A 15,204-nucleotide genomic window follows, 5' to 3' on the forward strand; every position below is an offset into this window, starting at 1 on the left:
GCCGTGGTACGACAATCCATACGGAAAAACACAATGACCGCTTGAACCCGCTTGGGTTTTTGCTGTAGCAACGCCCTCGGACAGGTGGCCGAGTGGTCGAAGGCGCGCGCCTGGAAAGTGCGTAGGCGGGAAACCGTCTCGAGGGTTCGAATCCCTTCCTGTCCGCCACTTTTCCCAAACCTGCGATCTTGTCATGCGGCTGCGGTCGGTTTTTCTCATGGGTAGTGGGGACGATGCCGGAGAGGGCGTGAACCGCGACAACACCGGCAGCGGAGCGCGCGATATCGGATCTGCGTCCTGACCTTTGCCCATGTCCTGCGCCCGGCAAACGGGCGCTGGCAGGTCGGGCATGTTTTCCAGTCCGGTTCAGACGTTTTCACCATTGTCCAACGCCTTGAAGAATCGGACACTGTCGTCGCGGATCGCCTTTCGTTTCTGATCCGTCATGCGATCGAGGGAGTTGTAGGCAAGACCCATCCGCGGATTGCCCCGCAGTTTGTCAGCGTTTCGGTCGATGAAGTCCCAATAGAGATAGTTGAACGGGCAGGCCTTCGGGCCGTTTTTCTGGCCGACATTGTATGAACACCCGTCACAGTAATTCGACATTCGCTTGATATAGGCGCCACTTGCTGCATAGGGTTTGGAAGCCAGAACACCGCCGTCGGCGAACAGCACCATGCCATGCACATTGGGCAGTTCCACCCATTCATAGGCATCGGCATAGACCAGCAGGTACCAGTCATTGACCTGCGCCGGATCGAGTGCGGCCAGAAGGGCAAAATTGCCCAGCACCATGAGCCGCTGGATATGATGCGCATAGGCGTTCTGCCGGGTCTCGGTCACGCATTGGCGCAGGCAGTTCATCCGCGTTTGGGCGTCCCAGTAAAAGTGCGGCAGATCCCGCGTGGCCTCGAAGAAATTGGCGTTTCTGTAATCGGGCATCCTGAGCCAATAGACACCGCGCACATATTCGCGCCAGCCCAGGATCTGCCGAACAAACCCCTCGACCGCGTTCAGGGGCGCATCGCCGGAATGATAGGCCCGTTCCGCCGCACGAATGCATTCCGACGGCGTCAGCAGTCCGCAGTTCAGATAGAGGGCGATGTGGCTATGAAACATCCAGGGCTGCCCCTGTATCATCGCGTCCTGAAAAGTGCCGAACTGCGCCAATCGCGTGTTGATGAACAGGTCAAGCGCATCCAGCGCGCCTTCGCGGGTCACCGCATAATGGAAGGGGGTAAGATCGCCGAAATGATCCGAAAAGCTCGCGTCAACCAGCGCCATCACCTCGCGGGTGATATCATCGGCGGGCTGTTCATAGGGGTCGGGAATGTTCAACCCCTGCGTAGGCGGCGCGAGGTTTTCGTCGTCAAAATTCCATTGACCGCCGATTGGTTTTTCGCCGTCCATCAGGATGTCGTGTTTTCGGCGCATCTCGCGATAGAAATACTCCATCCGCAGTTGTTTGCGCCCTGCGGCCCAGTTTTCAAACTCCGTGTGAGTGGCCAGAAAGCGGTCATCGGGCCGGATGTCGACAGGCACGCCAAGCGTATCCGACCAAGCACGCATCTGGGACAGCAGGCGGTACTCGCCCGGTTCGGTGACGATGATTTCGGTGATGTCGAACCGATCAAGCGCCCGCTGCACCTCGTCCAGCAGTGATCCTGCGTTCGCGGGATCGTCATATGTGGTGTAGTGAACCGTCAGGCCGTCGCTTCGCAAATCATGCGCGAAATGGCGCATGGCAGAAAACAGGAACGCGATCTTTTTCTTGTGATGTTTGACATAGGTGGCTTCGGCGCGGACTTCACACATCAAGATGATATCGTCTGCGGTGACGTCGTTCAGGCTGGACAGGTTTTTGCTCAACTGGTCGCCCAGGATCAAGCGCAGCTTCATGCGGTGGCTCCCATCTCTCGTCCGGTGCTGTTGATGTTACGCGGGGGCAGGGCGGTTGGATCGGATTCTGTTCCGCACAATCCGCATCTGCCTTCATGTCGGCGCGCCGATCCTCCGATGCGCCGGACACGCCGGACCTTGGGGGGGCGGGGACGGCGGTTCGTCTCAGGCGACCAGAACACGCACCTTTCGCGCCCGCAGCGCGTCTGACAGGGGTTTTTCGGGCCGTTGATCGCTGATCAGCGTGCCGATGTCGTCAAGCCGGACCACCTGCTCCAAATGGGTGCGGCCGAACTTGCTGGCATCCATCAGGAAATGGTGGTTCGCACTTTGACGCATCATGGCACGTTTGACAGAAGCAAACCCGGCCACCGCTTCGCTGACGCCCGTGTCGCTTAAACCGGCGGCGCCGATGAAACAGGCATCGACATTATACCCCGCCAGATAGTCACAGGTTTCGGTGCCGATCACTGCGGCCTCGCGAGGCAGGTAATCTCCGGGGGTCAGGCGCACGGAGGTCGCGGGGCTCTGGCCCAGGATCATCGCCACTTGCACGCTGTTGGTGATCACCGTTACCCGCGTTTGCTGAAAGGCCAGCGCCCGCGCAAATTCCATGGTGGTCGCGCCCGCATCCACCATGATCGAGGTGCCCTCGGTCACAAGCGAGGCGGCAAATCGGCCAAGACGCTCGCGTTCAGCCACGCGTTCGTGGCGGCGTTCGTCCAGGTCACGATGCGACCCTGCGTGGCGTGCCGACGCCCCGCCATGGGCGCGTTGCAACAGGCCGTCGCGGCCAAGGTCTTCGATATCGCGGCGCACGGTTTCGGTGGTCACACCAAACTGCCGGGCCAGATCGGCAACCCGGACATGGGGCTTCAGCTTCAGCTCCAGCAGGATCTGGTCGTGCCGTTCCTGCTTTTTGTAGCGTCGGTTGCTCAAGGGGTGTCCGCCTTTACGCTGATGCTGTTTCGGCCCGTTCGGGGTCAATTTACTTTGGCTTTCCAAAATTTGCACATGATTTATCTTGCATATCGCAAATATCGGTGGTGTCATCCCCACAACTGAGCCCGGCGTGCCGGGCGCAGACAGAACAATCTGGGAGGATCAAGACATGCACAAACAGACCGCATATGGAACGACGTTGCTGGCGGTGATTGCCTTTGCCGCAGGCGCGGCCATGGCGCAGGACGAAACCGCCGCGCTGGACAGTCAATACACTGATGCCGATGGTGATCTGGTGGCCGATGCGCCAACCGATCCCAGCCTGCTGAAAGACCCCGATACGCTCGTCTTCGCCTATACACCGGTGGAAGACCCGGCGATTTACGAAGACATCTGGAACCCGTTCATCGAACATCTGGAAGAGGTGACCGGCAAGGACGTGCAGTTCTTCGCCGTGCAATCCAACTCGGCCGAGGTCGAGGCGATGCGCTCGGGCCGTCTGCACATCGCGGGCTTCTCGACCGGCCCCACCCCCTTTGCGGTGAACCTGGCCGGTGCGGTGCCCTTTGCGATCATGGGCGGGGATGACGGGCAGTTTGGCTACAAGCTGCAAATCTATACCCAAGCCGACAGCGACATCAAAGAGGTGCCGGATATGGCGGGCAAGCGCATCGCGCATACCTCGCCCACCTCGAACTCGGGCAATCTTGCGCCGCGCGCGCTGTTCCCCGATCTGGGCGTCGTGCCGGATCAGGATTACGAGGTCAGCTATTCCGGATCACATGACCAGTCGATGCTGGGCGTCGTCGCGGGTGACTATGACGCGGCCCCGGTGGCCTCCGAAGTGGTCGACCGGATGGCCGAACGCGGGCTTTATGACCCGGCCGATGTGCGCATCGTGTGGGAAAGCGATCCGTTTCCGACCACGTCCTATGCCTATGCCCACGACCTAACGCCGGAGTTGAAAGAGAAGATCGAAGAAGCCTTCTTCACTTTCGAATTCGCCGGCACCGCACTGGGCGACGAGTTCACGGGGGTCAGCAAATTCATCCCGATCACCTATAAGGATCAGTGGAAAGTGATCCGCCAGATTCAGAAGGCAAACGGTGTGGAATACACGCCCGAAGGCCTTGCGGCGGAATAAGACCTGCGCGTTCGGGGCCGGTGCCATGCCACCGGCCCCCTTAAAGGAGCCAGCATATGTTGAAGATCACCGACCTGGTCAAACGCTACGGCAAGGGCGACCCGGTTCTGAAAAACCTCGACCTGACGATCGAGGGCGAAAGCGTCGTGTCCATCATCGGATCGTCCGGGGCGGGGAAATCGACGCTTCTGCGCTGCATCAACCGACTGGTGGAGCCCACGTCGGGCAGTATCGAGCTGAACGGAACCGAACTGACGACCCTGCACGGGCGCGAGCTGCGCGCCGCGCGGCGCAAGATCGGGATGGTGTTTCAAAGCTTCAACCTTGTGGATCGCCTGACGGTGATGGAAAACGTGCAGTCCGGGCGGCTGGGCTATATCTCGACCTGGGCGGCCGTGATGCGCCGCTATCCGAAAAAGGATATCCGCCGCGCCTATGAGTTGATGGAGCGGGTGGGCATCGCCCATTATGCCGACAAACGCGCGGATGAGTTGTCCGGCGGCGAACGGCAGCGTGTCGGCGTGGTGCGCGCCCTGATGCAAGACCCTGAAATCCTGCTGGCGGACGAACCCACCGCGTCGCTGGACCCCAAGACTTCTGAACAAATCATGGGGTTGCTGCGCGATCTGGCGGGCGAGCTGAAACTGCCGGTCCTGATCAATATCCACAACGTGACCGAGGCCAAGATTTACACCGACCGTATCGTCGGGATGCGCTATGGCCGTATCATCTTTGACGACACACCGGACAGTCTGGATCAGGAGGCGATGGATCAGATCTACTCCGGCAGCCCCCATGCCGACCGCAAGACCGACATGAAAGAAGCGTCATGAGCAGCACGCCGGACACGCCCGATACCTGGCGCAAGCCCCCCTTCATCGCCAATCGCTGGCTGCGTTGGGCGGTTTATCTGGGGATCATCACCTATATCCTTTGGGTGGGCGCCAGCATGCCCATCGACTGGGAGCGGGTCGCAGACGGCCTTGGCCGCGCCAAACGGATTTTCGGCGGGGCGTTCCCGCCTAGTTTCGACCGCAGCGGCTTGTTGATCGACGGTTTTCTGGAAAGCCTGAAGATCGCGCTTCTGGCGACCGCAGGCGGGGTCGCCCTGTCGGTCCCGATTGCCTTCATGGCCGCGCGCAATATCGCGCCTTTGCCGATCTATTACCTCGGACGGGCGATCATCATCATCGCGCGCAGCTTTCATCCGGTGATCGTCGCGATCATCTTCGTGAAGGCGGTGGGCTTTGGCCCCTTTGCAGGGGTGTTGACGCTGATCGTCTACTCCATCGGTTTCGTCGCCAAGATGCTGGCTGAACGGATCGAAGAGATCGACTTTGGTCAGGTCGAGGCGATGCGCGCCGCCGGGGCGCCGTACCTGTCGACGCTGGTCTATGCCATCATGCCGCAGATTATGCCGCGTCAGATCGGCCTGTCGATCTATCAGCTTGATTCCAACCTGCGCGCCTCCGCCGTCGTCGGCATCGTTGGTGCTGGCGGCATCGGGGCCACGCTGGCCAATGCCTTCGGGCGCTATGACTATGACTTCGCGCTGGCCATCACCATTGTGATCGTAGGCGCGATCCTGATCTCGGAAGGGGTCAGCGGCATGATCAGGAAACGCATTTCATGAGCACGATTGCCGAGAAATTCGGGCGCGAGGACTGGTCGCGTTTTACCTTCAAGCAGCGAATGCAACGCTATGCGATCTTCGCATTCAGCGCGCTGGTGCTGGGCTGGGCCTTGGGGTCGATTGACGTGATCTGGGCCTGGGTCTGGGATGCACCCGAGCAAATGGGCGATCTGTTCGGCCGCATGTATCCGCCCGACCCCAGCAATCTGGGCGACATCCTGCGCGTGCTGCTGGAAACGGTGAACATCGCCACCTTTGCGACGGCGCTTGGCGTCGTGGTGTCGCTGCCGGTTGCCTATCTGGCGGCGCAGAACACCACACCCAACCGCGCAACCCTGTGGCTGGGACGGCTGATCCTTGTCACCTCGCGGTCAGTCAACACGATCATCTGGGCGCTGTTGTTCGTGGCGATCTTCGGCCCCGGTGTGGTGGCCGGGATCCTCGCCATCATGTTCCGGTCCATCGGCTTTATCGGCAAGCTGCTGGGCGAGGCGATCGAAGAGATCGACAAACGCCCCGTCGAGGCGCTGGAGGCCACCGGCGCATCCCGCTTCAAGGTGATCGTCTATGCGATCATCCCGCAGGTCATGCCCACCTTCTGGGCCGTGGCGATCCTGCGCTGGGACATCAACCTGCGCGAATCCACCGTGCTGGGTCTGGTCGGGGCAGGGGGGATCGGCATCATCCTGCAAGGCGCGATTGATACGTTCAACTGGCCCGAAGCGGCGATGGTTCTGCTTGCGATCCTGGCCCTTGTGGTGCTGGGCGAAGTCGTGTCGGCCTTCCTGCGCCGTCGCATCCTGTAGGGCACAGGTTGTGAACCGGATGACAACCACAGACGCCGCGACCGCGTTCGACGCCTATCTGTCGGTGCGTCACCGTCTGCCCGACGCCGGGTTCGATACGCAACCCCAAACGGCATTCACGCTCGAGGGCATTGCGGACCCATACGACCTGATCCTGTTCGATGCCTATGGTGTGCTGAATGTGGGCGAGACCCCGATCGCCGGGGCCGCCGACCGAATCGCCGCCCTGCGCGCAGCGGGCAAGCGCGTCATGGTGGTGTCCAATTCCGCCGGATACCCCAAGGCGCGGATGATGGAGCGATATGCGCGCCTTGGCTTTGATTTCACGCCCACCGAGGTCGTCACCAGCCGCGAAACCCTGCTGGCCCATCTGGCCGGACAACCGCCTCTGACATGGGGCATGATGCTGAACATCACCAACGGGACGGACGACCTGACGGGCATCGACGCCCACGAACTGGGCGACGACCCCATGGCCTATGACGCGGTCGACGGCTTTCTGCTGATCGGCGCGGATGGTTGGACCGATACAAGGCAAGCGATGCTGACGGCCAGCCTGCGCGCCCGTCCGCGCCCGGTCGTCGTCGGCAACCCCGACATCGTCGCCCCCCGCGAAGGCGGGTTGTCGCGTGAACCGGGCTTTTTTGCGCACCATCTGGCCGACGCCACCGGCATCACGCCGCGATTTCTGGGCAAACCCTTTCCCGAGATTTTCGACCTGGCGCTGGCGCGCCATACACCCACCCCGCACCCGTCCCGCGTGTTGATGGTGGGTGACACATTGCACACCGATGTGCTGGGCGGGCGGCATATGGGGTTTGCCACGGCGTTGGTGATGGATCACGGATTGCTGGCGGGTATGGACGCAAGTGACGCCATTCAGCGCGCGGCGATCACCCCTGATTTCATCATCGGTCGGATCTGAGCCGGACGGCAGAGCGCAAACGCCGCTCACGGGCCTGTCAGGTCTTGGGCCTACCTGACAACTTGCTGAAGCGCGGGGTCAGCAGTTCTTGAAGTCGCCCATGATATGACGCCCGTGTCAGGGCAAAAAACAGCCCGACCACGCAAAGTAAAGGAGAAGATCATGACCCGGAACGCGTCCACCCCCCAAGTCAAGAAACCCCTGTCCCGGCGCGCGGCGATGCTGCGGTTGGGGGGCGTCGCCGTGGCGGCCTATGTCGTGCCCTCGATGACCGTTCTGTCCGCAGCCCATGCCAGCAGCGCCAGCCCGGCCAGTAAAGCCACGCGTCCGAGCCCGACATCCAAGCCCAGCCCGACATCCAAGCCCAGCCCGACGTCCAGCCCCAGCCCGACGTCGAAGCCCAGCCCCGCCAGCACCCCCAGCACACCGAGCGGTCCGACCACGCCAACTGGCCCGTCTCCGGTCAGCGGGCCAAGCCGTCCCGACTATTCAAAGATCGTCGACCGCGACAGCTGCGAAGCGGCCGGTGGACGCTTTGATGCCGGTGCAAATACCTGTACGGTGCGCACACGATAATCGGCCCCGGTGCCAACACCGACCCGGCCAGACCGCGACCGCCCTTGGATCAAGGGCGGTCGATTTGGCGGGTCGGGGCGCAAGCAGAAAGGAAATCCCACGTGGCGCGAACCAATCTTGTCACATTTGAAGGTTTGCAGGCCCCGATCGCCTTTCAGGATGCCGTATCGCTTGAGCGACTGGCGCAGGACATTATCCCGTCCTGGCCAAGGGAAGCGGCACCCGGTGGCGCCCCGGACGCACCCTTTGCGCGCCTGTCGCCAGCTGGGAACGACAAATGGCAGGTCGATATCGCCGCCGATCCTGATGGCACGCGCATCTGGGATGATGTGGACGCGCTGTGCGACCTGATATCGGAAATGGCCTGGCAACGACTGCGCGCTGCCCCGGAGCTTTTATGCCTGCACTGCGCTGCGGTCGCCTTTGGCCCGCGTCTGGTGGTGTTTCCCAACGCAAGACGGGCGGGCAAATCCACCCTGACCATGGCACTGGCACATTTGGGACTGACCGTGTTCACCGATGACTTCCTGCCGGTTGAGATCGAGGCCGAGGACGGTCGCCTGCTTGGAATCGCCAACGGAATAGCGCCCCGCCTGCGCTTGCCTTTGCCTGACGGGTTTTCCGAAGCCTTCCAGACCTGGGTCGCACGTGATCCCGGCCCGGCGAATGCGCGCTATAAATACATGACCGATGTGCCGATCGCCGAGGGCCAGCGCCGCCTTCCTATCGGGGCGGTTGTTGTGCTGGACCGGCAGGACAGCCCCACCGCACCCCGTCTGGTGTCCGCTTCACCTGCCGATGTGATGCAGGTGATGATCCGGCAGAATTTCTCGCGCGATCAGCACGCGGGGCGGATCCTGACAGCGGTCGAGGCGGTGACGCAAACGGCGCCCCTGTTTCGCCTGGAATATTCCAGCGCCGAGGAAGCCGCAGACTGGCTTGCCCGGTCTGAGAAGCTGCGCGATCTGCCCGAAGCGCGGATCGCGCACGGGGTTTCGGATGAGCTCGTGCAGTCCTATGACCGGGACGCGGCTCCGGGACAGCCCTTCGATCCTTTGGCGATCTATGCTCGGGCGCCCGGTCTGGTCGAAACCCAGGTCGAGGACACGTTCTTTCTGGCCGATGCCAATGGGCAGGCGATCCACCAACTGAACCAGGGGTCGCTGGCCATCTGGCGAATCCTGGACGAACCGGCCAGCCTGGACGAGGTGGTCGAGGTCATGTGCGCGGCCTTTCCGCAGATCGACCCGGACCAGATCCGGATTGATGCAACCCAGTGTTTGCAACTGTTTGCACAGGCACGGCTGATTGAAATGGCAGGGAATCGCATGGCAGCGTCCCAGATCGACCAGAACGCCCAACACAGCGGGCGCGGATGACGCGCAAAGACCTCATATCCCGTCGTCAGGCGCTGGCCCGCATCGGGCTGGGGGCTGCGACGGCCTATGTGGCCCCGGCAGTGCTGGGGCTGAGCCAGGCGCGCGCCTCAACCGCGTCGCCCGCCAGCCGCGCCACACCCCCAAGCCCGGCCTCGGCCCCCAGCCGTGCGTCGCCGCCCAGCAAGGCCTCGCGCCCCACCGCGCCGACGGGACCATCGGGCAATGACGAACCCGGCGCGGGCAATGGCGGGGGCGGGGGCGGATCTGACGCCCCCTCATCCGTGTCCGGTCCGTCGGGAAGCCGTGACGATTGTCGGCTCTCCCGGTCGGGTGGGCAGATGACGATTTCTAGGCAGGAATACCGGCAGGCGCAGGCGGCAATCCGGCAAGGTCAGGCACGGCCCCTGGGCGAGATCGTGCGGATCGCCCAACGCCGCTATCCTGGCCAGCCTGTGCGCGTCGGGTTTTCGACAAACCGGGGCGAGCCGCAGTACCACATCCAGATCGTCACCGGATCGGGCGAAGTGATCGCCGTAACGATTTCCGCGCGATCCGGCACCATACTCAAGGCGCGGAGATGCTGAATGAGGGTCTTGATCGTAGAAGACGAAGCAAAGATATCCGACCTGATTGCGGCGGTGCTGGAAAGCGAAGGGTTCATTGCCGAAGTGGCGCAGGATGGCAAGCAAGGCTGGTTTCTGGGCAGCACCGAATCCTATGTGGCGGCGATACTGGATATCGGCCTGCCCGAGTTGGACGGGCTGTCGGTGCTCAGGAACTGGCGGTCCGAAGGGGTCGACATGCCGGTGATCCTGCTGACAGCGCGCAGCAGCTGGAACGAACGCGTCGCGGGCATTGATGCGGGGGCCGACGACTATCTGGGCAAGCCGTTCCAGATGGAAGAGCTTGTCGCCCGCCTGCGCGCGCTTTTGCGGCGCAGCGGGGCGCAGAAATCCACCGTGCTGGAAACCGGGGATGTGCGGCTGGACATGAAACGCATGCAGGTCACGCGGGCAGGGCGACCGGTCAAGCTGACCCCGCTGGAATACCGCCTGCTGGCCTATGTCATGCACAATCCGGACCGCGTGATCAGCCAGTCGGAACTGGCCGAAAGCATCTATTCCCGAGACCAGGAACCGGACAGCAACGCGCTTGAGGTGCTGGTGGGCCGGTTGCGGCGCAAGCTGGGCGAGGACATCATCCAAACCCGGCGTGGATTTGGATATGTGTTCACCAGGTCTGAGCCATGACCTCGTCGCTCAGCCTTCGCCTGTTGCTTCTGGCCATGGTGTCCACAAGCGTGGCCCTTGTCTCGACCGCGCTGTTCCTGAACCTGCTGTTTCAGGAGTATTTCGAGGACCGGATCGCGCAGGAACTGGACACCCACCTGTTCATGATCACGGGCCACCTTGGCATCGACGACACGGGCGCAGTGGCTTTGGCGCCGATAGCCGATCCACGCTTCGATCAGCCCTTGTCCGGCTATTACTGGCAGATCCAGATCAACGACGATCCACCGATGCTGTCGCCCTCGTTCTGGGCCGCGCCGCTCGACGTGCCGCGCCCGCAAGCCCAGGGTCAGGTGCAATATGACCGGGTCGAGGTCGATGCCGAAACCCCGCTGTCGCTGGCCAGTTGGCGATTGTCGATGGGCGATCCGACACATGCGCAGGACGTGTTCGTGATGGTGGCGATGGACCGCTCTGACATTGATCTGTCGGCGGCAGGATTTTTCCGCAGTTCCGCATTGTGGCTTGCGATCATGGGGGCGGTTCTGATCCTTGCGGCGTGGGTGCAGGTGCGGCTGGGGCTAAAGCCGCTTGAAAAGATCCGTGCCGAGGTCACCCAGATCATGACCTCGTCTAACTCCCGCCTGTCACACGACTATCCGCGCGAGGTTCAGCCGCTTGCCCGCGAGGTCAACAACCTGCTGGATGCCAACGAGACCGCGTTGGAAAAGGCGCGCACCCATTCCGGCAATCTGGCGCACGGGTTGAAAACCCCTCTGACCATCCTGCAGAACGCCGCGCACACCCTGCGCGGAAACGGAGAGGCGCAGATTGCGACCCATATCGAGACCGAGCTTGAGAATATGCGCCACATTGTCGAGCGCGAGCTTGCCTCGGTGCGCAACAGCGCGACGGCGCGCCGGTACAGCCGCGTGAAACCGTCTGCCCAGCGGTTGGTGAATGTTCTGAAACAACAACCCAACGCCGCGCATATCACCTGGGAGCTCGACCTGGTGGACGACGTTCTGGCGCCGTTCGACCCGCACGACCTGACCGAGTTGCTGGGCAACCTGATGGACAATGCAATGAAGTGGACGCGGGATCACATCCGCGTGTCCGCAACGCATGACGGGGATCGGGACGTGCTGCGCATCGACGACAACGGTCCGGGAATTTCAGAAAGCCTTCGGGGGCTGGTGCTGGAGCGCGGAAAGCAATTGTCAGACGATCAGACCCGCGCCGCCACGGAGGCTGACGCGCAAGCAGGGTCAGAGCTGGGGGCCGGGCTTGGCTTGACGATCGTTCACGACATGGCAAAGACGGCCGGATGCACGCTGGACCTGTCACGAAGCCCATTTGGCGGGTTGTCGGTCGGGCTGAGTTGGCCCCGTTTCAGCCCCTGAACGGCCTGTGATCCTTGGTTGCTCTGCGACCAGACATCTGGCACGGCGGATCGGGTGTGTGTAACCATACGGTTGCGCATTGTCAGCCCTTGGGTATTGCCAATGCAGGGGCGAAACCATGCAGGTTTAGACATTGGGTTGATTGTCAATGGTTTGAGTGCAAGACTGGCGCCGACAGACGGGTCGTCTGCCCGGCATTCGCGCCGGCAACAGATGCGGCCGGTTTGCATTGTCGTGACGCGACCGTCACGGCACCCGGCAACAAGCGGCGTTCCATCGCCGTCGGATACAGGAGGGACAATGTTCAAGAAAATCTTATCACCGGTCGATCTTGCCCATGTCGACAAACTTAACAAGGCGCTGGCCGTCACGGGCGAATTGGCCCGGACCTACGGGGCCGAGGTCTGCTTTGTCGGTGTCACAGGGTCCACGCCCAGCGAACTGGCCCGCACTCCAGAAGAGTATCGCAAGCAACTTGAGAGTTTTGCCGCTGAACAGCGCACGACTCTGGGGGTGCCGACATCAAGCCACGCGATCGTCAGCCACGATCCGGCGGTGCAAATGAACCAGGAGCTTGAGGACGCGGTGACCGAAATCGGGGCCGATTTGGTCGTTATGGCGACACACCCCCCCGGCGTGAGCGACTATTTTTGGTCTGGTCACGGGGCACATCTGGCCGCGCACAGCGCAGCCTCGGTCATGCTGATCCGTGGCTGATCGCGCGCATTCCACGCGCACACAAAAAACAGAAAGGACGCCGTATGGTCGACCAATCACCCGACACGGAGGAGCTTGAGGGCATTCCCAGCCCGGATGGCACCACCCAACTTATTGAAACTGAATATGAAATAGGAGAGGACAACGTCGAAGGCAGTCTTGGCCCCTTCGGCTTTGACATTCACAACCCAGTCTTTCTGATCTCGGGTCTTTCGATCGTCGCCTTCGTGTTCTACACGCTGGCGCTGCCCGAGCAATCAAACGCGCTGTTCAGCTGGCTGTTCGGCGCCGTGACCAAGGGCTTTGACTGGTTCTTTCTTGGCGCTGCCAACATCTTTGTCCTGTTCTGCCTTGTGCTGATCGTCACCCCGTGGGGCAATGTGCGTCTTGGCGGGACCGAGGCGACACCCGATTACAGCTATATCGGGTGGTTCGCGATGCTGTTTGCCGCGGGCATGGGCATCGGGCTGATGTTTTATGGCGTGTCCGAACCGATGAGCCACTTCTCGTCCTCATTGGGCGGCACCGCGGCAGAGGATGGCGTGCGCACCGACTGGGCCCCGCTTGGGGCCGCTGCCGGAGATACGGATGCAGCCGTACGCCTTGGTATGGCCGCGACGATCTTCCATTGGGGTCTGCACCCCTGGGCGATCTATGCCATCGTGGCGCTGTCGCTGGCCTTGTTTTCCTATAACAAGGGTCTGCCGCTGACGATCCGTTCGGCCTTCTATCCGATATTTGGCGATGCGGTCTGGGGCTGGGTCGGTCACATCATCGACACGCTGGCGGTGTTTGCCACGCTCTTTGGTTTGGCGACCTCGCTGGGCTTTGGGGCCACGCAGGCGAATGCGGGTCTGAACGAGCTGTTTGGGTTGCCGGTCGGATCAACAACCGAGGTGGTTCTGATCTCGGTCATCACCGCGATTGCGCTGGTCTCGGTGCTGCGCGGTCTTGATGGCGGCGTGAAGGTGCTGTCGGAAATCAACATGGGTCTTGCTTTCCTGCTGCTCTTGTTCGTGTTGTTGGTCGGCCCTACGGTCTATCTGGTGAAGCTGTTCTTCAGCTCGCTGGGGGCATATCTGCAATACCTGCCGGCGCTGTCCAATCCGGTCGGACGTGAAGACGTGAACTTCATGCAGGGCTGGACCTCGTTCTATTGGGCGTGGTGGATCAGCTGGTCCCCCTTCGTGGGCATGTTCATCGCCCGCGTCAGCCGGGGCCGGACGGTGCGCGAGTTCATCATCTGCGTTCTTCTGATCCCGTCGATGGTCTGTGTGTTGTGGATGACCGTTTTTGGCGGCACGGCGCTGCATCAGGTCATCAATGACGGCTATACACTGGCGCAGGAAGCGGCGCTGGAACTGAAACTGTTCAAGATGCTGGACGTGATGCCGCTGGCCGGGATCACATCGCTGGTCGGGATCATGCTGGTGGTCGTGTTCTTCGTCACCTCGTCGGACTCCGGTTCGCTGGTGATCGACACGATCACGGCAGGGGGCAAGATCGACGCCCCGGTGCCGCAGCGCGCCTTCTGGTGCATCTTTGAAGGGGCGGTGGCCATCGTGCTTCTGCTCAGCGCAGGCGGGTTGCAATCATTGCAATCCATGGTGATTTCCACCGGGTTGCCGTTCACGGTGGTGCTGCTTTTGATGTGCGTCGCCATCGGCAAGGGGCTGTCGTCCGAGCGGCGTTCAGTCAAAGACGCCGCATAAGGCACCTATGTGGACCGCCCTGCATCGGGGCGGTCCATATCCGTCCCCGCCACCTCAGAACCTGAGCGACAGGCAGGACATGCCGCCATCCAGTTTGGCGCATTCCGAATTGTTGATTTCCACAACCTCGAACCCGGCTTTGTCCAGCATCTCAGCCGTGCGGGGAAAGCCCGCGGGCATCAGCACAAACTGGTTGAAGCGGATGCTGTTGGCCGCGGCCTCTTCCCCGTCCGCCACATGCAGAACACGGTAGCCGTCAAAGCAGCCCGACGCATCCAGCCGCTGGGTGGCCAGGATGGTGTCCCCATCCAGCAGCGAACAATCGGTCTTGAAATGCAAAACGCCCGGCGGGGTAAAAACCTCGCGCAGGTTGTGCCCCCAATCGCTGACGATCCGGGTCAGTTCGGCAACGCCAGCCGCATCGGTCCGGTCGGAGCGTCCGACAAGGATTTCGCGCCCCGTGACCAGAATGTCGCCCCCTTCAATATGACCCGGTCCGACAATTTCCCGCACGTCGTCATAAAAGTCGCGCAGGGCAGGGGCCATATGCGCCACTTCCCCCATGCGGCTGGGGGCTCCCGGTCGCATCAGAACCGCGCCCCGGGGCAGACACAGTGCTGTGTCTTCGACGAAGACCGCGTCGGGAAAGTCCTCCAGCGGGGGCAGTTCGACCACCTCGGCCCCGGTCTTTTTCAAGGTCGCGACATAATGCGCGTGATCCCTCAGCATCTGGTCAAGGTCCGGCGTGCCGGTGTCTTCGGCGCGCAACCCGTCGGTGATGCTGGCCGAGGGGCGGCGGGTGATGGCGCGGGTGAACTCATAGGTCGGGTCGGTCATCG

Annotated in this window: 16 protein-coding genes and 1 tRNA gene; 13 read left to right on the forward strand and 4 right to left on the reverse strand. The window is 62.0% G+C overall.

Features of this window, described 5'->3' with window-relative positions; genetic code table 11:
• Nucleotides 1-78 precede the first annotated feature (78 nt).
• A tRNA-Ser gene (locus IE188_RS06565) sits at nucleotides 79-168 on the forward strand.
• Nucleotides 169-215: 47 nt separating this feature from the next.
• On the opposite strand, the gene IE188_RS06570 is transcribed toward IE188_RS06565, so the two are convergent.
• The 3 genes from IE188_RS06570 to IE188_RS06580 form a co-directional block, all read right to left on the reverse strand.
• Nucleotides 216-383 carry a DUF2256 domain-containing protein gene (locus tag IE188_RS06570; protein ID WP_191285663.1) on the reverse strand — a complete coding sequence of 56 codons (168 nt, stop codon included), beginning with the start codon at nucleotides 381-383 and terminating at the stop codon, nucleotides 216-218.
• Nucleotides 367-1,899: a cryptochrome/photolyase family protein gene (locus tag IE188_RS06575; RefSeq protein WP_191285664.1), complete on the reverse strand. Its 1,533-nt coding sequence runs from the start codon at nucleotides 1,897-1,899 to the stop codon at nucleotides 367-369. The genes IE188_RS06570 and IE188_RS06575 overlap by 17 nt, the downstream gene beginning before the upstream one ends.
• A 165-nt stretch (nucleotides 1,900-2,064) precedes the next feature.
• Complete coding sequence (locus IE188_RS06580) at nucleotides 2,065-2,838, reverse strand: DeoR/GlpR family DNA-binding transcription regulator (RefSeq protein WP_229836568.1); 774 nt, start codon at nucleotides 2,836-2,838, stop codon at nucleotides 2,065-2,067.
• A 172-nt stretch (nucleotides 2,839-3,010) separates the two neighbouring features.
• Here IE188_RS06580 and phnD point away from each other — a divergent pair, with 172 nt between their 5' ends.
• The 12 genes from phnD (at nucleotide 3,011) to IE188_RS06640 (ending at nucleotide 14,365) form a co-directional block, all read left to right on the forward strand.
• Nucleotides 3,011-3,985 carry a phosphate/phosphite/phosphonate ABC transporter substrate-binding protein gene (phnD, locus tag IE188_RS06585; RefSeq protein WP_191285666.1) on the forward strand — a complete coding sequence of 325 codons (975 nt, stop codon included), beginning with the start codon at nucleotides 3,011-3,013 and terminating at the stop codon, nucleotides 3,983-3,985.
• A 56-nt stretch (nucleotides 3,986-4,041) separates the two neighbouring features.
• Nucleotides 4,042-4,818 carry a phosphonate ABC transporter ATP-binding protein gene (gene phnC / locus IE188_RS06590; protein ID WP_191285667.1) on the forward strand — a complete coding sequence of 259 codons (777 nt, stop codon included), beginning with the start codon at nucleotides 4,042-4,044 and terminating at the stop codon, nucleotides 4,816-4,818.
• Nucleotides 4,815-5,618 carry a phosphonate ABC transporter, permease protein PhnE gene (phnE, locus tag IE188_RS06595; protein WP_191285668.1) on the forward strand — a complete coding sequence of 268 codons (804 nt, stop codon included), beginning with the start codon at nucleotides 4,815-4,817 and terminating at the stop codon, nucleotides 5,616-5,618. The genes phnC and phnE (IE188_RS06595) overlap by 4 nt, the downstream gene beginning before the upstream one ends.
• The gene (gene phnE / locus IE188_RS06600) at nucleotides 5,615-6,424 is read left to right on the forward strand and encodes a phosphonate ABC transporter, permease protein PhnE (RefSeq protein WP_191285669.1); all 810 of its coding nucleotides are present in this window, start codon (nucleotides 5,615-5,617) and stop codon (nucleotides 6,422-6,424) included. Before phnE (IE188_RS06595) ends, phnE (IE188_RS06600) begins: the two co-directional genes overlap by 4 nt.
• Before the next feature lie 19 nt (nucleotides 6,425-6,443).
• Complete coding sequence (locus tag IE188_RS06605; RefSeq protein WP_191285670.1) at nucleotides 6,444-7,349, forward strand: HAD-IIA family hydrolase; 906 nt, start codon at nucleotides 6,444-6,446, stop codon at nucleotides 7,347-7,349.
• A gap of 162 nt (nucleotides 7,350-7,511) precedes the next feature.
• Nucleotides 7,512-7,925, forward strand: a complete 414-nt coding sequence (locus tag IE188_RS06610; RefSeq protein WP_191285671.1) for a hypothetical protein — start codon at nucleotides 7,512-7,514, stop codon at nucleotides 7,923-7,925.
• A 101-nt stretch (nucleotides 7,926-8,026) separates the two neighbouring features.
• On the forward strand, nucleotides 8,027-9,304 hold the full coding sequence (locus IE188_RS06615; protein ID WP_191285672.1) for a PqqD family protein: 1,278 nt from the start codon (nucleotides 8,027-8,029) through the stop codon (nucleotides 9,302-9,304).
• Nucleotides 9,301-9,888 (forward strand): PepSY domain-containing protein, encoded by a 588-nt coding sequence (locus IE188_RS06620; RefSeq protein ID WP_191285673.1) that lies wholly within the window; start codon nucleotides 9,301-9,303, stop codon nucleotides 9,886-9,888. Before IE188_RS06615 ends, IE188_RS06620 begins: the two co-directional genes overlap by 4 nt.
• Complete coding sequence (locus IE188_RS06625; RefSeq protein ID WP_191285674.1) at nucleotides 9,889-10,554, forward strand: response regulator transcription factor; 666 nt, start codon at nucleotides 9,889-9,891, stop codon at nucleotides 10,552-10,554.
• Nucleotides 10,551-11,936, forward strand: a complete 1,386-nt coding sequence (locus IE188_RS06630; protein ID WP_191285675.1) for a sensor histidine kinase — start codon at nucleotides 10,551-10,553, stop codon at nucleotides 11,934-11,936. The genes IE188_RS06625 and IE188_RS06630 overlap by 4 nt, the downstream gene beginning before the upstream one ends.
• 300 nt (nucleotides 11,937-12,236) lie before the next feature.
• Nucleotides 12,237-12,653: a universal stress protein gene (locus IE188_RS06635; RefSeq protein WP_191285676.1), complete on the forward strand. Its 417-nt coding sequence runs from the start codon at nucleotides 12,237-12,239 to the stop codon at nucleotides 12,651-12,653.
• A 44-nt stretch (nucleotides 12,654-12,697) separates the two neighbouring features.
• The gene (locus IE188_RS06640) at nucleotides 12,698-14,365 is read left to right on the forward strand and encodes a BCCT family transporter (RefSeq protein ID WP_191285677.1); all 1,668 of its coding nucleotides are present in this window, start codon (nucleotides 12,698-12,700) and stop codon (nucleotides 14,363-14,365) included.
• Between the two features lie 54 nt (nucleotides 14,366-14,419).
• Here the strand turns inward: IE188_RS06640 and IE188_RS06645 are convergent, their stop codons facing one another.
• Nucleotides 14,420-15,202 carry a dimethylarginine dimethylaminohydrolase family protein gene (locus IE188_RS06645; RefSeq protein ID WP_191285678.1) on the reverse strand — a complete coding sequence of 261 codons (783 nt, stop codon included), beginning with the start codon at nucleotides 15,200-15,202 and terminating at the stop codon, nucleotides 14,420-14,422.
• Nucleotides 15,203-15,204 lie beyond the last annotated feature (2 nt).

Source organism: Aliiroseovarius zhejiangensis (genome assembly GCF_014656375.1).
GTDB classification, from domain to species: Bacteria; Pseudomonadota; Alphaproteobacteria; order Rhodobacterales; family Rhodobacteraceae; genus Aliiroseovarius; species Aliiroseovarius zhejiangensis.